The sequence below is a fragment of the Aeromicrobium sp. A1-2 genome (assembly GCF_003443875.1).
In the GTDB taxonomy this organism is placed as follows: domain Bacteria; phylum Actinomycetota; class Actinomycetes; order Propionibacteriales; family Nocardioidaceae; genus Aeromicrobium.
The window spans coordinates 2,631,522-2,653,981 of the sequence record NZ_CP027482.1; the positions used below are offsets into that span (position 1 = coordinate 2,631,522).

The 22,460-nt window shown below is 69.6% G+C and carries 23 protein-coding genes; 17 read left to right on the forward strand and 6 right to left on the reverse strand.

Going from position 1 to position 22,460, the window contains the following annotated elements:
* The first annotated feature begins 30 nt into the window (after nucleotides 1-30).
* The 8 genes from C6I20_RS12830 (at nucleotide 31) to C6I20_RS12865 (ending at nucleotide 8,898) form a co-directional block, all read left to right on the forward strand.
* The gene (locus C6I20_RS12830; RefSeq protein ID WP_118396444.1) at nucleotides 31-1,020 is read left to right on the forward strand and encodes a Gfo/Idh/MocA family protein; all 990 of its coding nucleotides are present in this window, start codon (nucleotides 31-33) and stop codon (nucleotides 1,018-1,020) included.
* 29 nt (nucleotides 1,021-1,049) lie between these two features.
* Nucleotides 1,050-2,477: a trehalose-6-phosphate synthase gene (locus C6I20_RS12835; protein WP_118396446.1), complete on the forward strand. Its 1,428-nt coding sequence runs from the start codon at nucleotides 1,050-1,052 to the stop codon at nucleotides 2,475-2,477.
* A gap of 75 nt (nucleotides 2,478-2,552) precedes the next feature.
* Nucleotides 2,553-3,881: an MFS transporter gene (locus C6I20_RS12840; protein ID WP_118396448.1), complete on the forward strand. Its 1,329-nt coding sequence runs from the start codon at nucleotides 2,553-2,555 to the stop codon at nucleotides 3,879-3,881.
* The gene (locus C6I20_RS12845) at nucleotides 3,871-5,298 is read left to right on the forward strand and encodes an aminotransferase class V-fold PLP-dependent enzyme (protein ID WP_118396450.1); all 1,428 of its coding nucleotides are present in this window, start codon (nucleotides 3,871-3,873) and stop codon (nucleotides 5,296-5,298) included. The genes C6I20_RS12840 and C6I20_RS12845 overlap by 11 nt, the downstream gene beginning before the upstream one ends.
* On the forward strand, nucleotides 5,298-5,792 hold the full coding sequence (locus tag C6I20_RS12850; protein WP_118396452.1) for an ASCH domain-containing protein: 495 nt from the start codon (nucleotides 5,298-5,300) through the stop codon (nucleotides 5,790-5,792). Before C6I20_RS12845 ends, C6I20_RS12850 begins: the two co-directional genes overlap by 1 nt.
* Entirely contained in the window at nucleotides 5,789-6,385 is a 597-nt protein-coding gene (locus C6I20_RS12855; RefSeq protein ID WP_118396454.1) for a GNAT family N-acetyltransferase, read from the forward strand. Before C6I20_RS12850 ends, C6I20_RS12855 begins: the two co-directional genes overlap by 4 nt.
* A gap of 36 nt (nucleotides 6,386-6,421) precedes the next feature.
* Nucleotides 6,422-7,465 carry a GNAT family N-acetyltransferase gene (locus C6I20_RS12860; RefSeq protein WP_118396456.1) on the forward strand — a complete coding sequence of 348 codons (1,044 nt, stop codon included), beginning with the start codon at nucleotides 6,422-6,424 and terminating at the stop codon, nucleotides 7,463-7,465.
* Between the two features lie 185 nt (nucleotides 7,466-7,650).
* Entirely contained in the window at nucleotides 7,651-8,898 is a 1,248-nt protein-coding gene (locus C6I20_RS12865; RefSeq protein WP_118396458.1) for an FAD-binding oxidoreductase, read from the forward strand.
* A 6-nt stretch (nucleotides 8,899-8,904) separates the two neighbouring features.
* Here C6I20_RS12865 and C6I20_RS12870 read toward each other — a convergent pair whose 3' ends face one another.
* Complete coding sequence (locus C6I20_RS12870; RefSeq protein WP_118396461.1) at nucleotides 8,905-9,372, reverse strand: Lrp/AsnC family transcriptional regulator; 468 nt, start codon at nucleotides 9,370-9,372, stop codon at nucleotides 8,905-8,907.
* Between the two features lie 131 nt (nucleotides 9,373-9,503).
* Between C6I20_RS12870 and ald the strand changes: the two genes are divergently transcribed.
* Entirely contained in the window at nucleotides 9,504-10,613 is a 1,110-nt protein-coding gene (gene ald / locus C6I20_RS12875) for an alanine dehydrogenase (protein ID WP_118396463.1), read from the forward strand.
* Between the two features lie 50 nt (nucleotides 10,614-10,663).
* Nucleotides 10,664-10,891, forward strand: coding sequence for a hypothetical protein (locus tag C6I20_RS12880; RefSeq protein WP_118396465.1), 228 nt, complete (start codon nucleotides 10,664-10,666; stop codon nucleotides 10,889-10,891).
* 8 nt (nucleotides 10,892-10,899) lie between these two features.
* Here C6I20_RS12880 and C6I20_RS12885 read toward each other — a convergent pair whose 3' ends face one another.
* On the reverse strand, nucleotides 10,900-12,114 hold the full coding sequence (locus C6I20_RS12885) for an MFS transporter (protein ID WP_118396467.1): 1,215 nt from the start codon (nucleotides 12,112-12,114) through the stop codon (nucleotides 10,900-10,902).
* 38 nt (nucleotides 12,115-12,152) lie between these two features.
* Between C6I20_RS12885 and C6I20_RS12890 the strand changes: the two genes are divergently transcribed.
* From C6I20_RS12890 to C6I20_RS12905, 4 genes are read left to right on the forward strand one after another with little or no spacing between them, the layout of a single operon-like run.
* On the forward strand, nucleotides 12,153-13,301 hold the full coding sequence (locus C6I20_RS12890; protein WP_118396469.1) for an MFS transporter: 1,149 nt from the start codon (nucleotides 12,153-12,155) through the stop codon (nucleotides 13,299-13,301).
* Complete coding sequence (locus tag C6I20_RS12895; RefSeq protein WP_118396471.1) at nucleotides 13,298-13,975, forward strand: uracil-DNA glycosylase; 678 nt, start codon at nucleotides 13,298-13,300, stop codon at nucleotides 13,973-13,975. The genes C6I20_RS12890 and C6I20_RS12895 overlap by 4 nt, the downstream gene beginning before the upstream one ends.
* Nucleotides 13,976-13,984: 9 nt before the next feature.
* Complete coding sequence (locus C6I20_RS12900) at nucleotides 13,985-15,118, forward strand: AI-2E family transporter (RefSeq protein WP_254052136.1); 1,134 nt, start codon at nucleotides 13,985-13,987, stop codon at nucleotides 15,116-15,118.
* 22 nt (nucleotides 15,119-15,140) lie between these two features.
* The gene (locus C6I20_RS12905; RefSeq protein WP_118396473.1) at nucleotides 15,141-15,788 is read left to right on the forward strand and encodes an IclR family transcriptional regulator; all 648 of its coding nucleotides are present in this window, start codon (nucleotides 15,141-15,143) and stop codon (nucleotides 15,786-15,788) included.
* Here C6I20_RS12905 and fahA read toward each other — a convergent pair.
* Nucleotides 15,785-16,951, reverse strand: a complete 1,167-nt coding sequence (gene fahA, locus C6I20_RS12910; RefSeq protein WP_118396475.1) for a fumarylacetoacetase — start codon at nucleotides 16,949-16,951, stop codon at nucleotides 15,785-15,787. The two genes, C6I20_RS12905 and fahA, sit on opposite strands and share 4 nt — an antisense overlap.
* A complete protein-coding gene (locus tag C6I20_RS12915) occupies nucleotides 16,948-17,796 on the reverse strand; it encodes a hypothetical protein (RefSeq protein WP_118396477.1) in 849 nt (282 codons plus the stop codon). The genes fahA and C6I20_RS12915 overlap by 4 nt, the downstream gene beginning before the upstream one ends.
* A 69-nt stretch (nucleotides 17,797-17,865) precedes the next feature.
* On the opposite strand from C6I20_RS12915, the gene C6I20_RS12920 reads away from it, so the two are divergent.
* The 3 genes from C6I20_RS12920 to C6I20_RS12930 are packed head-to-tail and all read left to right on the forward strand — an operon-like array spanning nucleotide 17,866 to nucleotide 20,917.
* The gene (locus C6I20_RS12920) at nucleotides 17,866-19,059 is read left to right on the forward strand and encodes a homogentisate 1,2-dioxygenase (RefSeq protein ID WP_118396479.1); all 1,194 of its coding nucleotides are present in this window, start codon (nucleotides 17,866-17,868) and stop codon (nucleotides 19,057-19,059) included.
* Nucleotides 19,060-19,099: 40 nt separating this feature from the next.
* Nucleotides 19,100-20,263, forward strand: a complete 1,164-nt coding sequence (locus C6I20_RS12925; protein WP_118396481.1) for an acyl-CoA dehydrogenase family protein — start codon at nucleotides 19,100-19,102, stop codon at nucleotides 20,261-20,263.
* 30 nt (nucleotides 20,264-20,293) lie between these two features.
* Nucleotides 20,294-20,917 (forward strand): TetR/AcrR family transcriptional regulator, encoded by a 624-nt coding sequence (locus C6I20_RS12930; protein WP_118396483.1) that lies wholly within the window; start codon nucleotides 20,294-20,296, stop codon nucleotides 20,915-20,917.
* On the opposite strand, the gene paaI is transcribed toward C6I20_RS12930, so the two are convergent.
* Both paaI and paaE read right to left on the reverse strand, forming a co-directional pair.
* Complete coding sequence (gene paaI / locus C6I20_RS12935; protein WP_254052137.1) at nucleotides 20,914-21,348, reverse strand: hydroxyphenylacetyl-CoA thioesterase PaaI; 435 nt, start codon at nucleotides 21,346-21,348, stop codon at nucleotides 20,914-20,916. The two genes, C6I20_RS12930 and paaI, sit on opposite strands and share 4 nt — an antisense overlap.
* A 25-nt stretch (nucleotides 21,349-21,373) precedes the next feature.
* The gene (gene paaE / locus C6I20_RS12940; protein WP_254052138.1) at nucleotides 21,374-22,435 is read right to left on the reverse strand and encodes a 1,2-phenylacetyl-CoA epoxidase subunit PaaE; all 1,062 of its coding nucleotides are present in this window, start codon (nucleotides 22,433-22,435) and stop codon (nucleotides 21,374-21,376) included.
* Nucleotides 22,436-22,460 lie beyond the last annotated feature (25 nt).

Genomic DNA, 22,460 nt, shown 5'->3' on the forward strand with positions numbered 1-22,460 from the left:
TACACATGTGTCATTTGCCATGATGAAGTCATGGCAACTGAATTTGCAGCAGATCGACCCATTCGCTGGGGCATCCTGGCCACTGGACACATTGCCGAGTCCTTCGCGACCGATCTGGCGCTGGCCGACGGCAACGAGCTGACGGCGGTGGGATCGCGCAGCCGCGAGTCTGCGAGCGAGTTCGCCGAGCGGTTCGGCGCAGCCAGGTCACACGCTTCCTACGCTGCGCTGGCCGAGGATCCCGACGTCGATGTCATCTACGTCGCAACGCCGCACAGCAGGCACCTTGAGGACGTCATGGCCTGCTTCGAGGCCGGCAAGGCCGTGCTGTGCGAGAAGGCGGTCGCGCTGAACGCGGCGGACGCCGGCACGCTGGTCGACGAGGCCCGCCGTCGTGGGCTGTTCTTCGCCGAGGCGATGTGGATGCGCACGAATCCCAACATCCGCCGCGCCGCCGGGCTGGCCGCCGACGGCGCCCTGGGCGAGATCGGCCAGGTCCGGGCCGAGCTCGGCTTCGTCGCCCCGCCCACCACAACCCGGCTCTGGGACCCCGCCCTCGGTGCGAGCGCGCTGCTCGACATCGGCATCTACCCGCTGACGTTCGCGCACCTGGTCCTCGGCGAGCCGACAGCCATCGCCGCGGCGGGGGTCCGGTCCGACCTCGGCATCGACGTCAACGGCGGGGCCACCCTGACGTACGCGAGTGGCGCGGTTGCGAGCATCGCGTGGACGCAGGTCGCCCAGAGCGACAACCGCGCCTCTATCGCTGGCGACCTGGGGATCGTCGAGATCCCGGGACGATTCCACCACCCGACCGAGGTCCACCACATCCACGACGGGCGTACCGACACGATCCGCGAGCCCGTCACGGGTCGGGGCTACGCCCACGAGATCGCCGAGGTCGCGGCCTGCCTGCGAGCCGGCGCGACCGAGTCCTCGCTGCTCCCGCTCGACGAAACCGTGTCGATCATGGCGCAGATCGACGAGATCCTGAACCAGATCGGGGTCGACGAGCGGTGACGCTCCCCACATCGGGCTAGGCTGCGGTCATGGCCGTCGGCACCGCAGACTTCGTCGTGATCGCCAACCGCCTGCCCGTGGACCGAGTGACCGCTCCGGACGGCAGCACGATGTGGCGGACCTCCCCCGGTGGGCTCGTCACGGCCCTCGAGCCGGTCATGCGTCGCAACGGCGGCGCGTGGATCGGCTGGCACGGTGCCGCCGACGAAAAGCTCAAGCCCTTCGTCCACAACGGACTGCACCTGGTCCCGGTGCCCCTCAGCGAGCAGGAGGTCGCCGAGTACTACGAGGGCTTCTCCAACTCGACTCTCTGGCCGCTCTACCACGATGTCGTGGCGCCGCCTGAGTTCCACCGCGAGTGGTGGGACTCCTACGTCCGCGTCAACCGCCGCTTCGCCGAGCGAGCAGCCCAGGTCGCCAAGCCGGATGCCGTCGTGTGGGTGCAGGACTACCAGCTCCAGCTCGTGCCGAGCATGCTGCGCGAGCTGCGGCCCGACCTGCGCATCGGCTTCTTCCTGCACATCCCGTTCCCGCCGGCCGAGCTGTTCCAGCAGCTGCCCTGGCGCCGCCAGATCCTCGAAGGCCTGCTCGGCGCCGACCTGGTCGGTTTCCAGATGCCAGGAGCCTCGCAGAACTTCGTCCGGCTCGTTCGGCAACGGGTCGGCCACAAGACGCACCGCGACATGATCTATCTCCCCGACGGACGCACCGTGCTGGCACAGGCGTATCCCATCTCGATCGACGCCGCTGGCTTCGAGGAGCTCGCCCGAACACCCGAGGTGATCGCCAGGGCTGCGGAGATCCGGGAGAGCCTCGGCAATCCCAAGACGATCCTGCTGGGCATCGACCGGCTCGACTACACCAAGGGGCTGCGTCAGCGCCTGCGCGCCTTCGGCGAGCTCATCGGTGAAGGCTCCTTGCACGTCGACGACGCCGTGTTCGTGCAGGTCGCGACCCCGTCCCGTGAACGGGTCGACCAGTACAAGATCCTGCGCGATGACATCAACCGCCTCGTGGGCCGCATCAACGGCGACGTCGCCCGCATCGGCCAGCAGCCCGTGACCTATCTGCACGCCTCCTATCCACGCGCCGAGATGGCCGCTCTCTACCGTGCCGCCGACGTCATGGTGGTGACGCCACTGCGCGATGGCATGAACCTGGTCGCCAAGGAGTACGTCGCCTGCCGATACGACGACCGGGGTGCACTGGTGCTGAGCGAGTTCGCCGGTGCGGCCTCGGAGCTCAAGTCGGCCTATCAGGTCAACCCGCACGACATCAACGGTATGAAGAGCAAGATGCTCGAGGCCATCAACGCCAGCCCGCGGGAGAATGCACGGCGCATGAAGGCGATGCGCAAGCAGGTCATGGAGAACGACATCGAGCTGTGGGCCTCCAACTTCCTGCGCGAGCTCACCGCCAGTCGCGATCCGCACGTCAAGAACCCGCGACCGGTTTGATCCCCCACGCCGTGCTCGCCTTGTTCCGTTCACGTCCGGCCGCGCTCGGCCGCCCGGGCACAGCATGACCGCTCGATGAGCGCGCTCGATCCGTCGGTACGCCGCGGGTATGCACTCGGTAGCGTCGCGACCGGGACCTTCGGCACTGTCCCGGGCCTGCTGCTGCTGCCCTACCTGACCGACTCGCTCGGCATCACCGCGATCGTCGCGGGTTTCATCGTGTTCGTTCCCAAGGCGTGGGACGGCGTGCTCAACCCGATCGCCGGCCGGATCAGCGACCGCTCGACGTCGCCCGCCGGCCGGCGGAGGCCGTTCCTCCTGAGGGGCGGCCTGGCGCTCGCTGCCTGCTTCGCGCTGCTCTTCGCCGGACCGGTCGGGCCGCCGGTCGTCGCGGGCACGTGGGTCGTCGTCTGGTTCCTGGCGTGCGCCACGGCCTACGCCTTCTTCCAGGTGCCCTACGTCGCGATGCCGGCCGAGATGACCCTCGACTACCGCGAACGCACCAAGCTCATGACCTGGCGGGTCGTCGTGCTGGCGCTGGCGATCCTGCTGTCCGGCGCGACCGCCCCGATGGTGGTCAACGCCTTCGGCGACGAGGGGACCGCCAAGGGCTACCGCTTCATGGGTGTCTACATTGCGGCGATCCTCGCGCTGGGGGTCTATGGCGCGTGGCGCGGCACCCGCAACGCGCCCGAGCACCGCGTCGAGACTGCCGCCGGCTCGCTGCGCGACCAGCTCCGCCTGGTGTCGGCGGTCCGTGACTTCCGGATCCTGCTGTTGACGTTCGTCCTGCAGGCGGTCGGAGTCGGGGCGATGCTGGCCGGCGTCGCGTACGTCGCGGACGACCTGCTGGACAGCGCGGCCGCCGCGACGATCCTGTTCGCGGCCTTTGTCGGCCCCGCCCTGCTCGTGACGCCGCTGTGGGAGCGATATGCCGAGCAGCGCGGCAAGAAGTCCGGCTACCTCATCGCTTCGGGATTCCTGGTGCTCGGCGCCGCGGCTCTGTTCCAGGCCCGGGCCGAGCAGACCGTCGCCGTCTACCTTGCCGCCGCGGTCGTCGGCATCGGCTACGCGGGCGCGCAGGTTTTCCCGATGGCGATGCTGCCCGATGTCGCCGCCCGCGACGCCGCGGTGTCCGGCGAGAACCGGATCGGCGTCTTCACCGGCGTATGGACCGCTGGCGAGACCCTCGGACTCGCGATCGGGCCCGGCCTGTTCGCCGTGATCCTGGCGATCGGCGGCTACGTCTCCTCAACCGACCACACCGCGGTCCAGCCCGAGAGCGCACGCACTGCGATCGCGATCGGCTTCTCGCTCGTGCCCGCAGCGCTGATCGCGGCCAGCATGCTGTTCCTGCGGCGCTATGCCCTCGACGACGACCTGAAGGTGACTCATGAACTCTGACGACATCCTGCGCCGGCTCGAAGAGCTGCGCGCCGACGACCTACCGACCCACGGGGGACGCACCCTCGCGTACGTCTACGACTCGGGCCTGGCCGAGGCCGACCGGATCGGCAAGCAGGCTCTCGCGATGTACGCCTCGACGAACGGACTCGACCCGACGGCCTTCCCGAGCCTGCTCGCGATGGAACGCGAGCTCGTGGCGTTTGCCCGGCCCATGTTCCACGGCGGCGAGGACGTCGTGGGCACCGTGACCTCGGGTGGCACGGAGTCAATCCTGCTGGCGGTGCAGGGCGCCCGTGACGCGCTGCCCGGCACGACCGCTCCGGTCATGATCCTCCCGACCACGATCCATGCCGCGTTCAACAAGGCGGCGCACTACTTCGGGGTCGAGCGGGTCGCGGTCGACGTCGACCCGATCACCAAGCGCGCCGATCCGGCCGCCATGGCCGCCGCGATGGACGCCTACGGCGACCGGGTCGTGCTCGTCGCCGCCTCGGCCCCCTCGTACGCGCACGGCGTCGTCGACCCGATCGAGGAGATCGCGGCCGAGACCATTGCGCGTGGCCTCCGCCTGCACGTCGACGCCTGCATCGGCGGCTGGGTGCTGCCGTGGGCCGAGCGGCTGGGGCACGCCGTGATGCCGTGGGACTTCCGGGTGCCCGGCGTCACGAGCATCTCGGCCGACCTGCACAAGTACGCCTACACGCCCAAGGGCGTCTCGCTGCTGCTGCACGCCACACCCGACCTGCGCCGGCCCCAGTTCTTCGCCAGCGCCGACTGGCCCGGCTACACGATGCTCAACGCGACGACGCAGTCCACCAAGTCTGGCGGACCGCTCGCCGCGGCGTGGGCCGTGGTCAACCTGATCGGCGACGACGGCTACCTCGACCTGGTCCGCACGACGCTCGACGGCACGACCGCGCTCGTCACCGGGATCGAGGCGCAGGAGCACGTACGCCTGGTCACCCGTCCCGACTCCTCCCTCGTCACCCTGGACACCGACGAGACCTGCGACGTCTTCACGATCAGCGACCAGATGCTCGCCCGCGGGTGGTTCGTGCAGCCGCAGATGTCATATCGCGACATGCGCGCGTCCCTTCACCTGACGGTGTGCGCCGCGACGGCCCCGGCAGTGCCGGAGTTCCTGACTGCCCTGGCCGAGTCTGTCGAGGCAGCCGTCGCCGCCGGACCGATCGTGATCGATGCCGAGCTGCGCGCCGCGGCCGAGTCGCTCGACCCCGAGACCCTCGACGATGCCGCGTTCGACGGGCTGCTGGCGCTGGCCGGTCTCGGCTCGGAGACCGGAGCAGTGACCGCACCGGAGCAGATGGCGCCCGTCAACGCACTGCTCGACGTGGCTCCCCCCGCCCTGCGGGAAGCCCTTCTGATCGCCTTCTTGGACAGGCTCTCCCGCTGATGACCGACGCCGAGGACATCGACCTGTTCTGGGCAGCAGCCCGGCACCAGACGCGCACCAACCCGGTTCCGGGCTACCTCGGCAGCTATGCCGGCGATGCGGTCGCACCACCGGCCTGGTCGTTCGGAGGAAGCCCCGAGCAGGCCGACGAGCTGCTCGGGCTCGTGCTCGACGGCACCAAGACCGCCACGGCCAGCGCCCTGTGGGACTACGAGCACGATGACGAGCCGATCCCCCGGGTCGGCGACCTCAGCATCGTGCTCGACGGCGCCGACCATCCACGCGGGCTGCTCGAGACGACCCACGTCGACGTCGTGCCATTCGACCAGGTCGACGCCGAGCACGCCGACCTCGAGGGCGAGGGCGACCGCACCCTGGACTACTGGCGCGAGTGCCACGAGCAGTTCTTCAGGACCCACGCCTCCCACACCCGCGGGTTCTCGCCCACCATGCCGGTCGTGCTCGAACGATTCCGGGTGCTCTACCCGCGATGACCAAGGCGGCGCCGGACTTCTGGGCAGCACCGACCCTGACCGGGCGGCACGTCCGGCTCGAGCCACTGGAGCCAAGCCATGCCGCCGGAGTCCTCCGCGCATCGGACGACGACGAGGTCTTCCGTTGGCAGGCCTTCTCCCGTCCCGACACGATCGAGCAGGCCGAGGCCCTGGTCGGGCTCTACCTGGCCAGGCCCGGCACGATCGCCTGGGCCCAGGTCGATGTGGCAACAGGTGTCGTCGCCGGGCTCACGACGTACTACGACATCGACCCGGCCTTGCGCACCGTGGCGATCGGCTCGACCTGGCTTGGCCGCCGATACTGGCGCACAGGGGTCAACACCGAGGCGAAGCTCCTGCTCCTACGCCGCGCCTTCGATGATCTGGACTGCGCGCGCGTCGTGTGGCACGTCGACAGTCTCAACGAGCGTTCGCAGGTTGCGGTCACCCGGATCGGCGGCGTACGCGAGGGCGTGCTGCGCAAGCACCGCATCCGTCGCGACGGGTCCTGGCGCGACACCATCGTGTTCTCCATGACCGACGACGAGTGGCCCGCAGCCCGCGACTCGCTACACGCCCGACTGGACCACTGACCTGCTCCAACTTCACGCTGCGAGACAATGAGGGCAATGACTGACACCACGAGCGTTGACCTGACCCCCGAAATGCCCGAGCTGCCCGGACCTTGGCGCGCCCGCGTCCCGGCGTACGACGACATCGCCGCGCTGGTCCAGCTGCGGCACCTCGACGAGCTCCAGGGGACCGGCGAGGCGCACATCGACCCCGCCGGCATCGAGTCCGAGGTCGCAGGCCAGGCCTCGTGGACACGTCGCCAGATCGTCGCGGTCGGTGCCGACGATGTCCCCCGCGCATGGATCACGGTGCACGACCGGGCAGCGGGCCGCGCCCTGATCTGGGGCTACTTCGATCGTGACGTCGTCGAGATCGACACGATCGCCGGGGCGTTCTACGCCTGGGCCGAGGAGACCGCCATCGCGATGGCTAGGATGCGAGGGGTCACCGAGACGCGCCTCGACGAGAGCCCGTTCGCCGAAGACACCCGCCAGGCGGGCTGGCTCGCAGCCGCGGGCTACACCAAGCGCCGCACCTGGCTGCACATGAACCGGCCAGTCACCGCCGAGGACGCGACCCTCGAGCCACGCGCGGGTGTCACGGTACGCCCCGTCGAGCGCCACGAGAACGGCTTCCCCGTCGCGGCCGACCTGCAGATCGTCCACCAGATGCTGGAGGCGTCCTTCGAGGACCACTTCAACTCCTACCGCGAGAGCTTCTCGGAGTTCCTCCAGCGACAGCGGGAAGAGCCCGGACACCGCTGGGACCACTGGTGGCTCGCCTACGTCGATCCCGAGGACGGCGGTGAGCCCGTTGCTGCCGGAACGGTCGTCTGCTCAGTCCTGTCCGCTCCCGAAGGCGGCGTCGAGGGCTCCTACGTGGAATACATCGGGGTCAACCGCGAGGCGCGAGGCCGTGGCGTCGCCAAGGCATTGCTCTGGACAGTGTTCGCCGATGCGGCGAGCCGCGGCCGGGACCGTGTCGGTCTCGAGGTCGACGACGACTCCCCCACCAAGGCCGACCAGCTCTACCTCGCGCTCGGGTGGACGACGGACTACGCGACCGACTCGTGGTTCAAGGACATCCAGCTCACGGACTGACGCTCGCGACCCCACCGGGCACGTTGGTCAGCCCACGCTGCTCGCGCTGGCCGGGCGTCATCGAACTTCCTTCGAATCAGCCCGGGATATCGGGGGCAGTTCAACGTTTTGAGCGACCATGCCGCCCCGGTACGTAGATCATTCGGACAGTTGCATCCCTGACCGCAGATACTTCACCATGGCGTATGACTTCATCTCCCCGCCACGTCGTCGTGATCGGTGCCGGCATGGTCGGCCTCTCCACCGCGTGGCACCTGCAGTCCGACGGCGTGCGCGTGACCGTGCTCGATCGTTCGGGTGTCGCGGCCGGATCGTCGTGGGGCAACGCCGGCTGGCTCGCCCCGGCGCTGACTCTGCCGCTCCCGGACCCCGCGATCCTGGCCTCCGGGGTGCGGGACACGCTCAAGTCGTCGTCTCCTGTCTACGTCCCCTTCTCGGCCAATCCGCGCCTGCTCCGATTCCTGGCCGGATTCGCCCGGCACTGCACCCCGACCAAATGGCACAGCGCGATGTCGGTCTACAGCCAGATCAACCGACTCGGGCTCGCAGCCTTCGACGAACTGGCCGACGGGGGCGTCGCCGAGCCGACCCACGAGGCGCAGCCGTTCCTGGCCGGATTCGCCACCGAGGCCGATCGCGAGACCTTGGTGGCCGAGTTCCGCCACGTCGTCGAGGCCGGCGGCGCGACCGACTACGACCTGCTGACCGGGCACGAGATCAAGCAGCTCGAGCCGAGCCTCGGTGACGGCGTCACATCGGGTCTCGCCCTGCACGGCCAGCGCTTCATCAACCCCGGCCGCTACGTCCACTCGCTCGCGGAGTCCGTGCGGGCCCGCGGCGGCGAGATCATCGGCGGGGTGCGCGTGCGCGACGTCAAGGACCTGGGCAGCGCCGGCGTCGAGGTCCTGACCGATGGCGCCTCAGTCCATGCCGACACCGCGGTCCTCGCGACCGGCGCGTGGCTCGGCGACCTCGGTCGCCGACACGGCGTCAAGAAGATCGTGCAGGCCGGCCGCGGCTACAGCTTCACGGTCCAGCCGACACACATGCCCAAGAATCCCGTCTACTTCCCGAGCCAGCGCGTGGCCTGCACACCACTGGGCGATGGCTTCCGCGTGGCCGGGATGATGGAGTTCCGCAGCCCCGAGGATCCACTCGACCCACGCCGGGTCAACGCGATCATCGACGCGGTTCGCCCGATGCTGACAGGTGTCGACTGGGATGCCAGGACCGACGAGTGGGTTGGCTCCCGCCCCTGCACCGCCGACGGCCTGCCGCTGATCGGCGCGACCCGGTCGCCCCGGGTCTTCGTGTCCGGCGGCCACGGCATGTGGGGCATCGTGCTCGGACCGCTCAGCGGTCGACTGCTGGCTCAGCAGATCACCCGCGGCGAGCGCCACCCTTTGATGCAGAGCTTCGACCCGCTGCGCTGAGCGACCTCAGTCGGCGAGCCGGCCGCGCTTGTGCTCGAAGATCAGGTTGGTCTCGGTCAGGGCCACCTCGGGGGCCGAGCTCAGGTTGTCCACGACGAACGCGCGTAGGTCATCAGGATCGCGGGCCGCCACGTGGACGTGGAAGTCATCGGCGCCCGCGAGGAAGAAGACGTTCAGGACTTCGGGCATCTCGGCGAGTCGGTCCGAGAACTCGTTGATCGAGCCACGGGCATCGCCCCGTAGGCGCACCGCGATCATGGCCTGGATGGGGCGACCGATCCACGCCGGATCGACCTCGGCATGAAAGCCCGCGATCACACCGCGCTCGACCAGGCTGCGCAGACGGGTCAGGCAGGTCGATGCCGCGACACCGACCCGGTCGGCCAAGGCATTGTTCGGCATGCGGCCATGGCTGCGCAGTGCCGCGACGATCCGCTGGTCGATGTCGTCCAACTCGCGAACATCATTCGGCATACGCACTCCACGGCTCAGAATTTCGGCGTCTTCCACGTCGAACGGGCATCGTACAGAATCATCTTCACGCTGTTGCAGAGTATTCCGCACTTACTTCACGATGGGGGGACATTCCGCCTGAAGGAGCAGTCATGCTGGTCGGTGTCCCCCGCGAGATCAAGAACCACGAGTACCGCGTCGCCATCACGCCCGCGGGCGTGCACGAGTTGACCCGTCACGGGCACGATGTCGTCATCGAGAGCGGCGCCGGTCTCGGCTCGGCGATCAGCGACGACGAGTACGTGGCCGCTGGGGCCAGGATGCTCGACACCGCAGAGGCCGTGTGGGAGTCCGCCGACCTGGTGCTCAAGGTCAAGGAACCGATCGCCGCCGAGTACGGCAGCATGCGCCGCGGACAGGTCCTGTTCACCTACCTCCACCTCGCCGCGAGCCGCGAGTGCACCGACGCACTCCTCGCTGCCGGGACGACGTCGATCGCCTACGAGACGGTCCAGCTGCCTGATCGCTCGCTGCCACTGCTGGCACCCATGTCGGAGGTCGCGGGTCGCCTCGCACCCCAGGTCGGCTTCCAGCACCTGATGGCGAGCAACGGTGGTCGCGGGGTCCTTCCCGGCGGCGTGCCGGGCGTGTATCCCGCCGACGTCGTGGTGATCGGCGCCGGAGTCTCGGGCGTCAACGCTGCCGAGGTCGCGCGCGGCATGGGCGCTCGGGTCGAGATCCTCGATCTGGACGTCGCCAAGCTGCGGCAGGTCGATGCCCGGTTCGCCGGGATGATCACGACTGTCGCCTCCAACTCGTTCGCGATCGAGAAGGCCGTGCGCGAGGCGGACCTCGTGATCGGCGCGGTCCTGGTGCCCGGCGCCAAGGCGCCCAAGCTCATCAGCGACGATCTCGTGGCCACGATGCGACCCGGATCGGTGCTCGTCGACATCGCGATCGATCAGGGCGGCTGCTTCGAGAGCTCGCGGCCCACGACCCACGACGACCCGACCTTCAAGGTCCACGACTCGATCTTCTACTGCGTCGCGAACATGCCCGGCTCCGTGCCACGGACCTCGACCTATGCTCTGACGAACGTGACACTGCGATACGCGCTGGCACTGGCCAACAAGGGCTGGAAGCAGGCCGTGACCGACGACGCTGCCCTCGCTGGCGGTCTCAGCACGCACGACGGCCATCTCGTCAACGGCCCGGTCGGCGAGGCCCTGGAGATGGAGATCACCCCGCTCAGCGCCCTCTGACCGTTGGCAGTCGGCCTGCCGATCCGGCCTGATCGCGGTTGACTGTGTCGATGAGCCAAGGACCAGCCGCACGGCCGGGTGACGCGGAGCTCGCGATCGCCGGCCGTTCGGCGATCGTGGCGGTCACCGGATGGTTCTTCGCCGACCTGTCCTCGGCGATGCAGTCACCCCTGGCTCTGTCGCTGACCTTCTTGCTGTGGCTCGGCACTCTGTTGGCTGCGGCTCGCACGGTCCTCGCTCTGGCGATCGGGCTCTGGAAGCGCACGCGCCGGCGATAGCTCGGAAGTCAGGCCGTGTACGGCCGGGCGCGACGCAGCGCCCGGTTGGCGACCGCGGCCAGCACCACCGCGGCACCCGCCGCCGCCACGGTGACGGCGAACGCTGGGGTGTGGCCCCCGTCGTCGGCGAGCCGCCCCGCGACCGACGCACCCAGGGCGTAGCCGATGCCGGTCGACCCTGCGAGCAACGTCATCGCGGTGCCGACCCGGTGAACCGGGACCAGGATCCCAGCGAGGGCGAAGTTGCTGATCATGTAGGGCGCGACTGCGAAGCCCAACAGCGCAATGACCCCGATGAGCGCACCGATCGAGTCGACGAGCAGCAGCGGCAGCGCGAGCACCAGGAGACCGACGGCGGCGACCAGCATGCGGGTCGCGTACAAGATGCGCTCGGGCAGGGCGGTGATGGCGAGCCCCGCCGTGACGCTGCCGATGCCCAGCACGGCGTGGATCAGTCCGGCCACCCCGGCATGCCCCTCCGTGCGGGCCAGCACCGCCGTGCCGGTCTGGACGCTGCCGAAGATCGTGCCGATGCACAGCTGGGCCACGACGAGCACCGCGAAGGCCACCGACCACAGCGCGGCCGATCCTGGCCCGCCGGTCGTCGAGCGCTTCGCGACCAGGGCCGACGTCGGGTGAACTGCGAACCACGAGCCGAAGACCGCGAGGATCACCGCGGCGGCCAGCAGCGCCCCGGCCGGCTCGGCGATGATCGCGAGCAGGCCGATCATGGCGGGGCCGAGGACGAATGACGCCTCGTCGGCGGCGCCTTCGTAGGAGAATGCGGCATCGACGAGTCGTCGCTGGTCGCCCGCATCCCGCGTGATGGGCCTCCAACGCACCCGCGCGAGGGGGCCGACCTGCGGCATCGCGAACCCCGTCACGCCGGCCACGGCGAAGATCAACACCCGGGACGCATCGGGCGTGGCCACCACGACGATGGCCGCCAGACCGACCGCACCCACGAGCGACTGCACCAGGACGACGGGTCGCTGCCCCACCCGATCGGCGAGGCTCCCGGCGATCGGCGATCCCACGGCGTTGGCGACCGCGAGGACCCCGGCCGCGGCGCCGCCGGCACCATAGCTGTCGAGCTCGGCGCTCACCAGGACCAAGACACCGAGCTGGCTCATGGCAAGCGGAATTCGCCCGAGGAAGGCTACGAAGATGTAGGCGGGCCCGACGATCCGCAGAAGTGCGCGGTAGGCGGCGATGGCTGACACAGCCCGGGCAGTCTAGCGCCCGCCGATAGGGTCGCTTCATGCCGTTGTCCCGTGCCCGTCGCTCGACGTTCGCGATCTTCGCGCTCAACGGTTTCCTGCTCGGGATGTGGGTCGTCAACATCCCCGAGATCCGTGATCGCACGGGTGCCAGCACCGTCACGCTGGGCTACCTCCTGCTACTGCTCGGAGGCAGCGCCCTGCTCGGCATGACGGTCGGCGGCTGGCTGATCGACCGATTCGGCAGCAGCATCGTGACGGTCGTCGCCGGGCTGGGGCTGAGCGCCAGCGTGATCGGCCCCGCACTCGCGACCAGCGTCGCGGGACTCGCGGTCGCACTCGGCACGCTCGGCCTCTTCAACGGCACGATCGACGTCGCCCAGAACGCCCACGCGGTCGAGGTCGAGCGAGCGTACGGGCGACCGATCATCAGCGCCTTCCACGCGTTCTTCTCGCTCGGCGGGCTGCTCGCGGCGCTGGTCGGCGGCGGCCTGATCGCTGTGGGGGCCGATGTCCGCTGGAGCCTCGCCGGGGCTGGCGCAGCCGGTGTCGTGGTGACGCTGGCCGCCCGGTCGGCGCTGCTACCTCCAACCGCGGCGACGACCCGGGCCGCCGGCACCCCGCGGGCGCGCTCGCCGTGGAACCTGCGCCTCGCGGTCCTGGCGCTCCTCGCGTTCATGCTCCTGCTGGCGGAGGGCGTCGCCTACGACTGGAGCACGGTGCACCTGCACGACTCGCTCGGCGCCAGCAAGACCCTCGCAGCGTGGGCCTTCGGCGCCTTCTCGATCACCATGACCCTGGTGCGGCTGGTGGCAGACCGGGTCGTTGCCCGGATCGGCGCCGCAGCGTACGTCCAGCGTGCCGCCCTGGTCGGCGCGGTCGGCCTGCTCGGCGCGGCGCTCGCCCCGAGTGCCGGTGTCGCGATCGCGGCGTGGGCGGTGTTCGGGATCGGCTTGGCTGGCTGCGTGCCGCAGTTCTTCAGCGCAGCGGGCAACATCGATCCGGCAGCTGCCGGCACGTACCTCGCCAGGGTGACCGGGATGGGCTACCTCGGGCTGCTGGCCGGCCCGGCAATCATCGGGGTCCTGACCCAGTGGGTGCCCCTCACGACGGCGTTCACGGTCCCCATCGTCGGGTGCCTCATGGCTGGGCTGCTCGCACCGTCGGCACTGCGCAAGGTCGACGCGTGAACGGCCCGCTCGGCGAGCTCATGGCACCGGACTGGGCCGAGGCACTTGCGCCGTTCGCCGACCAGATCGCCGCGATGGGGCAGTTCCTTCGGGACGAGAGCGGGGCCGGACGTCCTAGTCTGCCCACGAGCGATGCCATCCTGCGGGCGTTCGCCGAGCCGATGGCCAACGTCAAAGTGCTGATCGTCGGGCAGGACCCCTACCCGACCCCGGGCCACGCGATGGGCCTGTCGTTCTCCGTCGCGCCTGACGTACGGCCGGTGCCACGCAGCCTGGGCAACATCTTCACCGAGCTCGAGGCCGACCTGGGTGTCGCCCGCTCCCCCAGCGGTGACCTGACCCCCTGGGCCCGGCAGGGCGTCCTCCTGCTCAACCGGGTGCTGACGGTTCGCCCCGGCGAGGCGGCAAGCCATCGCGGCAAGGGGTGGGAGGCCGTGACCGAGCAGGCGATCCGCGCGCTCGCCTCCCGGGGCACCCCGCTGGTGGCGATTCTCTGGGGTCGGCAGGCACAGGGGCTGGCGCCGATGCTGGGTGACGTGCCGCGGATCGAGTCGACGCACCCCAGCCCGCTGTCGGCCTCACGCGGCTTCTTCGGGTCTCGACCGTTCAGCCGCGCCAACCATCTGCTCGCCACCCAGGGTGCACAACAGGTCGACTGGTCGCTGGACCACTAGGCTGACGACGTGGCCGAACAGGGGAAGATCCGTGACCGTGGCGTCGTGATCGACGAGGGTTTCGCGGGCATGCAGCGATGGGGTCTGCGGATCGTGATCATCGCCGCCGCCGCGTGGATCATCGGCTGGATCATCGGCCACACCTGGATGGTGCTCTACCCCGTCTCGCTGGCACTGATCCTGTCGACCGTCCTGGCTCCGCCGGTCTCTTGGCTGCGGGCCCGCAAGGTCCCGTCCGGACTGGCCGCGGCGGCCGTCGTGCTGGGATTCATCGGCGTCGTCGTCGGCATCATCGCGATCCTGACCCCGCAGGTCGCCGACAAGTCCGGCGAGGTCGCCGCCGGCGCCACGGACGGGTTGCAGAAGATTCGTGACTGGGTCACGGGCGAGCCACTCAGCCTGTCAGACGGGCAGATCACGAGCGCGATCGAGGCCGTGCAGGACAAGGTCACCTCCAGCGCCAGCGCGATCAGCTCGGGCGTGTTCTCGACTATCGGCACCGCGACCTCGGTCATCATCAACCTGGTCCTGATCCTGATGCTGACATTTTTCTTCGTCAAGGACGGCCACAAGTTCCTCCCGTGGATCACGACCCTCGGTGGGGCACGCACCGGCACACACCTTGCCGAGGTGCTCGGACGCTCGTGGAACACCCTCGGCGGATTCATCCGGACCCAGAGCCTCGTGGCCCTCATCGATGCCGTCATCATCGGCACGGGCCTGGCGATCCTCGGGTCACCCCTCGCCATTCCGCTGGCGGTCATCACCTTCTTCGGCGGCTACATCCCGATCATCGGTGCATTCGTGAGCGGTGGGCTGGCTGTCCTCGTGACCCTCGTGACGAACGATCCCAGGGACGCGTTGATCGCGTTGATCATCGTGGTTGCGGTGCAGCAGCTGGAGGGCAACGTCCTGTCGCCGTGGTTGCAGGGCAAGAACATGAACCTGCATGCTGCCGTCGTGCTGATGTCGGTCACCGCCGGCGGCACCGTCTTCGGCATCACCGGCGCCTTCCTTGCCGTCCCGGTCGTCGCCACGATCGCCGAGATCCTCCGTTACACCAACGAGCACATCGACGACTCGGTGTCGGTCCTCGCCCCCAAGCTCGACTCCGAGGCCGCCGAGACCCTCGACGCCGACTGATCCTGACGGCGAAGGAGGACAGATGGCGGTCGAGACGGCACAGACCCTGGATCGCGGACTGCGCATCCTGTCGCTCGTCGCGGCCTCGGACTCCCGCTTCACGATCAAGGAGATCGCCGAGTCACTCGGGATCAGCCGCACCGTGGCCTATCGGCTCATCGTGACCCTGGAGGAGCGCGACCTGCTGCAGCGCGACGAGCAGGGCCGCCTGGGTGCGGGGTTCGGCATGATGGCATTCCGCAACGCCTACCTCCCCGAGCTCAAGTCCCGGGCGTACGCAGCGCTGACCGAGCTGGCCGACTCGAGCCGCGCCACGGCCCACCTGACGATTGCCGACGGCGACGATGCCGTGGCGCTCCTGGTCGTCGAGCCCGGCCGCAGCGACCTGCACGTGGCGTACCGTGTCGGGGCGCGCCACCGGCTGGACACCGGCGCAGCGGGCAAGGCGATCCTGCTGGGGCGGCAGCACGCAGGTGGCGCAACCCCGATGGCCAGCACCTCCGGCGAGCTGCAGCCGGGCGCCGAGGGGCTCGCGGCACCCGTGCTGGGTGTGCCAGGCCTGGAGGCGTCGATCGGCATCGTCAGTCTGCACCACATCGATGCGGCTGTGGAGCCCCTGGTGCTCAAGGCGGCCCGAGCCGTCACCGAGGCGCTCACCGCCGGCTCCTAGCCGACGATCGTGCCGGTGACCTCGCCGAGCGTCAGCACCTCGCCGTCGGCGCCGGGCGCCGTGGCTCGAAGCGTGACGGTGTCACCGTCCTCGAGGTAGGTCCGGGTGCTGCCGTCGTCGAGGGCGAAGGGCTCGGTCCCGCCCCACGACAGCTCGAGCAACGATCCACGCCGATTGGGCTCCGAGCCCGATATCGTGCCGGAGCCGTAGAGGTCGCCTGTGCGCAGCGAGGCGCCGTTGACCGTCATGTGGGCCAGCATCTGGGCCGGCGACCAGTACATCGCTGCGTAAGGGGGACGCGACACCGCCGTGCCGTTGAGATCGACCTCGAGATCGATCGCGTAGCCGGCCGGGCCCTGCACCACGAGGTAGTCCAGCGGCGCAGGATCCTGTCCGGGCAGCGGGACGCGCGCTGCGTCCAGGGCAGCGAGCGGGGTGATCCACGGCGAGATCGAGGTCGCGAACGACTTGCCGAGGAACGGCCCGAGCGGGACGTACTCCCACGCCTGGATGTCTCGCGCCGACCAGTCGTTGAGCAGCGTGACGCCGAAGACGTGATCGGCGAAGGCGTCCGTGCCGACCGGCCGACCCTGCTCGCTCGGGGTGCCCACCACGAACCCCAGCTCGGCCTCGATGTCGAGCGCACGCGACGGTCCGAAGCCGGGCCGGCCGTCCGGGCCCGGGCGCTGCTGACCACTCGGACGCACAACCGGCGTGCCCGACGCCACGACGGTCCCGGCCCGCCCGTGATAGCCGACCGGGAGGTGGCGCCAGTTGGGCAGCAGCGGCTCTGCGTCGGGACGGAAGATCCGGCCGAGGTTGGAAGCGTGCTCCAGCGAGGCGTAAAAGTCGACGAAGTCGGCGACCGCGAACGGCATGCGGGTCACGACCTCGGCCACGGGGATGCGCGCGGTCGACGTACCGGAGGCGAGGACGTCCTGCAGCCACGTGCGCGCCGCCGCCCACACGCGGGGGCCGGCTGCCATCAGCGCACCGAGGTCCGGCGTCGCCAGCACCGCCGGATCGACGCCCGGCGGCGGGGACGCCGAGGCCAGCGCGGCCAGGTCGATGACGTCGTCGCCCAGACGCACGACGATGAGCTCGCGGCCGGCGTATGTGACTGCGGCGTACGGCAGGTGCGCCAGTCCGAATCCCGCGCTCATTCGGCTAGCCCGAGGTCGACGAGGTCGGCGTACGGCTCGGCGATGCTGCAGCTGCCGAACCCCCTGAAGATCCTTCGCACGGCGTCCACCTGGTCAGCGTCCCATGACGAGACGATCGCGGCGAGGGCTCGACCATCGCGCTCGGCGAGGGTCGCCGCGGCGTCCTCCGATGTCGCGCCTGCCAGCAGCCCGTGCACCGCGGCGAGCACGTTGAGGAATCCGTGCTGCTCGAAGTCCGTGCCGTCCTGGGTGTTGCGCACTGCACGATGCAGGCCCGCGGTCAGCTTGAACCGCTGGCGCTCGCCCACCAAAACCGCGAGCACAGCGGCGAGCTCGGCCTCGCTCGGGTACGCCTCGGCGACGACTCCACCGGTCCGGAGCTTGACCTGGTGTCCGTCCGAACCGATCCCCTCGAGGGCGACGATCCACGCCGCCGACACCCCGACGCCGGGCCGCGGCAGCTCGATCGAGACCGTGGGCCCGTCCTTGGCCCACGCGAGCCCCATGAGCAGGTCGACGGCAGCGGCGGACAGGTCGGCATCGGCCGCCACCGCGATCTCGGCGCCCACGACTGTGAGGAGCTGAGAGCCGGTCGCGCGAATCACGGCCTGCGCGAGCTCGGCCGGACCGGCTGTCCCGATGATGCCGATCCGCAGTGGCTGCTCGTTGACTCCGTCCAGCTCGACGACGTCGTGGTCGCGCACCAGCAGCGGACCGACGAGCCACGCGTGACTGCTGCTCTGATGCTCGTGGTGCTCGACGACGGCGTCGGCCAGCGACGCATTGCCCGGCGGGAAGACCGCGGCATCATCGATCAGACGGTCGAAGCAGCGATGGGTTGACACCCTCCGGACGATATCGCAATGTGTGTTTATCGGATACTCTCATCCGCTATCCGGACACAGGAGCGACCCGTGACCTTCTACCGCAGTGCGGGCACCATCCCGCCCAAGCGTCACACCCAGTTCCGCACCGCCGAGGGCGCCCTGCACCACGAGGAGCTGATGGGCGAGGAGGGGTTCTCCAGCGACTCCTCGCTGCTCTATCACCGTGGCGTCCCGTCGGCGATCGTCGGCTCGGAGATCTGGGACCTCCCCGACCACACGACCGCCGCGAACCACCCACTCAAACCCCGCCACCTGCGGCTGCCCGCACTGTTCGCCGAGAGCGACCCCGGGTCGATCGACCTGGTGACAGGTCGTCGACTCGTGCTGGGCAACGGCGACGTTCGCATCGCGTACGTCGTCGGGAACGCGGCGTCACCGATGTACCGCAACGCGATCGGCGACGAGTGCGTCTTCATCGAGTCTGGCCACGGGACAGTCGAGACGGTGTTCGGCAGCCTGCCCTTTCGCACAGGTGACTACGTCGTGATTCCCCGGGCCACGACGCACCGCTGGCTGCCCGACGGGACGGTCCGGGCGTATGCGATCGAGTCCAACAGCCACGTCGCACCACCCAGGCGCTATCTCTCCCGATACGGCCAGCTGCTCGAGCACGCGCCGTACTGCGAGCGAGACCTGCACGGTCCGCCCGAGCCACTGGTCGCGGAGGGGCGTGACGTCGAGGTGCTGGTGAAGCACCGCGGATCCGGCCCGAGCGGAATCGTCGGCAGCATCCTGACCTACGACACCCACCCGTTCGACGTCGTGGGCTGGGACGGGTGCCTTTACCCCTACACGTTCAACGTCGCCGACTTCGAGCCCATCACCGGGAGGATCCACCAGCCGCCGCCGGTGCACCAGGTCTTCGAGGGGCAGAACTTTGTGATCTGCAACTTCGTGCCGCGCAAGGTCGACTACCACCCGCTCGCGGTCCCGGTGCCGTACTACCACTCCAACGTCGACTCCGACGAGGTCATGTTCTACGTCGACGGTGACTACGAGGCGCGCAAGGGCTCCGGCATCGCGATCGGGTCGATCTCGCTGCATCCCGGGGGGTACGCGCACGGCCCCCAGCCCAGCGCGATCGAGGCGAGCCTCGGCGTCGAGGCGTTCGACGAGCTCGCCGTCATGGTCGACACATTCCGACCGCTCGAGCTCGGCGAGGGCGGGGCGGCGACCGACGACGGTGTCTACGCCTGGTCGTGGGCCGGCCGCCGCCTCTAGCCGCCCGACGCCGCACCCCAACCTCTGAGAAGGTGAACCCATGGACTCTCGTCACGACCTGCTGAACGTCGACCACCTCCTGACCGACGAGGAGCGTGCGATCCGCGACACCGCCCGCCGGTTCGCCCAGGATGCGCTCGCACCGCACATCATGGAGTGGTCGGAGTCCGGCGAGCTGCCCGTGCGCGACATCGCCAAGCAGATGGGCTCGACCGGTCTGCTCGGGATGCACCTCACGGGCTACGGTTGCGCCGGCGTCGGCCCCACGGCGTACGGCCTGGCGAGCGCCGAGCTCGAGGCGATCGACAGCGGACTGCGCTCACTGTTTTCGGTGCAGGGCTCGCTCGCGATGTACTCGATCCACGCCTACGGCTCGGAGGAGCACAAGCAGCAGTGGCTGCCGGGCATGGCGGCCGGCGACTTCATCGGCGCCTTCGGACTGACCGAGCCGGACCACGGCTCGAACCCCAATGGCATGCGCACCCGCGCCAGGCGCGATGGCGACGACTGGGTGCTGAACGGCTCGAAGATGTGGATCACGAACGGCAGCGTCGCCGACGTCGTGGTGGTCTGGGCCCAGACCGACGACAAGATCCGCGGCTTCGTCGTGCCGACCGACACCCCCGGTTTCTCGGGTCGAGCGATCAAGCACAAGATGTCGATGCGCGCCTCGGTCACGAGCGAGATCACGCTGGAGGACGTCCGCCTGCCCGGCGACGCGGTGCTGCCCGGGGTGAGCGGACTGCGCGGGCCGCTCAGCGCGCTCAACGAGGCTCGATTCGGCATCATCTTCGGCTCGACCGGTGCCGCCCGCTCGTGCCTGGAGACCGCGATCGACTACGCGAAGACACGCATCCAGTTCGACAAGCCGATCGGCGCATTCCAGCTGACCCAGGCCAAGCTCGCGGACATGAGCGTGGCGCACGGCACCGCGCTGCTGCTCAGCGTCCACCTGGGCCGGCTCAAGGAGGCCGGATCAATCACCCCCGCACAGGTCAGCGCGGGCAAGCTCAACAACACCCGGGTGGCGATCGACATCGCCCGCAAGGCCCGCACGATCCTCGGCGCCAACGGCATCTCCGGCGAGTACGCCGTCATGCGGCACGCCAATAACCTGGAGTCCGTGCTGACCTACGAGGGCACCGCCGAGATCCACCAGCTGACGATCGGCCGGGAGCTGACCGGGTTGTCAGCCTTCGCCTAGCGCCACGCTCCCGCGTGAGACGCTGGGGCCATGACTGAGGCGGCGGACCAGGCAGCAGCGCCGCGCCGCGGACGTCCCGGCTACGACCAGCAGACTGTGCTCCGCCGGGCGATCGACCTGTTCAACCAGCAGGGCTACGACGGCACCAGCATGGGCGACCTGGCCAAGGAGCTGGGGCTGACCAAGTCAGCGATCTATCACCACGTGCCGAGCAAGGAGCATCTCCTCTCGGCGGCGCTCGACGAGGCCCTGGACGGCTTGTCGGCCGCGGTCGACACCGCCGCGGCGGCCGCTCCGGGCACCAGCGCGTACGAACGTCTGCGGACCGTCGTCCAGGAGTCAGTCGAGATCCTCGTCGCACATCTGCCGGCTGTGACACTGCTGTTGCGGGTGCACGGCAACAGCGAGGTCGAGCTGGCCGCACTCGAGCGCCGGCGCCGGATCGACGAGCGACTCGCGAGCCTGGTGCAGGCCGCGGTCGACGAGGGTGCGCTGCGAGCCGACATACCGCCGGACCTGATCAGCCGCCTGTTGTTCGGCATGGTCAACTCGCTCGTCGAGTGGTACCGCCCCGGTGGACCGGTCGACCCCGACGTCCTTGCCACGTCGATCGCGACGCTGGCATTCGACGGGCTGTGCTTGCGCGACTCCTAGGCGTCGGCGATGTCGCGCCCGAGTGCGCGGCTGCGGCCGCGAAACTCCGCGATCATCGCCGAGCCGTCCCCCACGACCCGGTTGATCGTCACGTCGTAGATCCCGGTGCGGCCGCGGGAGGCGCGCTCGGCTGCCGTCGCGAGCAGGGTGTCACCAGCATGGGCGGACTCCAGGAAGGTGATGTCGAACCCCGACGCCACCGTGACCTCCCCGTGGGAGTTGCAGGCCAGCGCGAACGCCGTGTCGGCGAGCGAAGCAACGAGACCGCCGTGGCACACCTCCCAGCCGTTGACCATGTCGGCCCGCACGACCATCGTGACCTGGGCCGAGCCAGGACCGACCTTGACGACCTGCATGCCGAGCAGTCGGCTGGCCCGGTCCCCGGCCCACATCCGCTCGGTGCTGGCCTGGGCGATCTCGTGTGCGTTCACCTGCGTCTCCTCGGTTCGGATGGGATCACGCGTCGAAGTCGACCGTGACGCTCTCGCTGACGGGATGGCTCTGGCAGGTCAGGACGTAGCCAGCCTCAACCTCGGCGTCCTCCAGGGCGTAGTTGCGACGCATCTCGACCTCACCGGAGGTGACCCGGGCCCGGCACGTGCCGCACACACCGCCCTTGCAGGCGAACGGCAGGTCGTGGCGGGTTGCCGCGGCCCCATCGAGCACGCTCTCGTCGCGTGACATCGGCGCGGTGGTCGTGCGCCCGTCGAGCACGATCGTGACATCGCTCGTGATCCCCGAGACCACATGATCGGCTCGGTGCAGCTCCGGGGGCGGCTCGTCGACGTAGAACAGCTCGAAGTGGACCCGTTCGGGGGGGACCCCCAGCTCGGCAAGCACCCCACGGGCATCGGAGATCATCCCGAACGGCCCACACAGCCACACATGGTCGACCGCCCCCACCGGCACCAGGACGGTCAACAGGCGACGCAGCCGATCGGCCTCGAGCCGCCCAGAGAACAGCTCGACGTCGCGCGGCTCGCGGGACAGCACGTGCGCGAGGTCGAATCGTGATCCGTACCGGTTCTTGAGGTCAGCGAGCTCCTCGGCGAACATCACCGAGCCGCTGGTGCGGTTGCCGTACAGCATCGTCACGCGGGCATCAGGATGCGTGAGCACCGACGACGCGATCGAGATCATCGGCGTGATGCCCGACCCGGCGGCGATGCACAGGTGGCGTTCGCCGCCATCGGGATCCGCGCGGAAGCTGCCGGTCGGGGTCTGCACCTCGATCCGGTCGCCGGGGCGTACGTCGTGCACGAGCCAGGACGAGAACAGCCCCTCGGGAATCTCACGCACACCGATGCGCGGGGAGGCGCCGACGGCGGCGCAGATCGAGTACGACCGACGGTGCTCGGTGCCCTCGATCACGCGACGCAGGGTCAGCGACTGCCCGGCACCGAAGTCGAAGGCCGACCGCAGGTCGCTCGGGACGTCGAAGGTGACCGCCGCGGAGTCATCGGTGAGCCGCTCGACCGAGGTGACCGTGAGCGCGTGGAACGCCGCCCGCGGCGTCACGCCGGTCGAGCTTGTACCCGCGGTA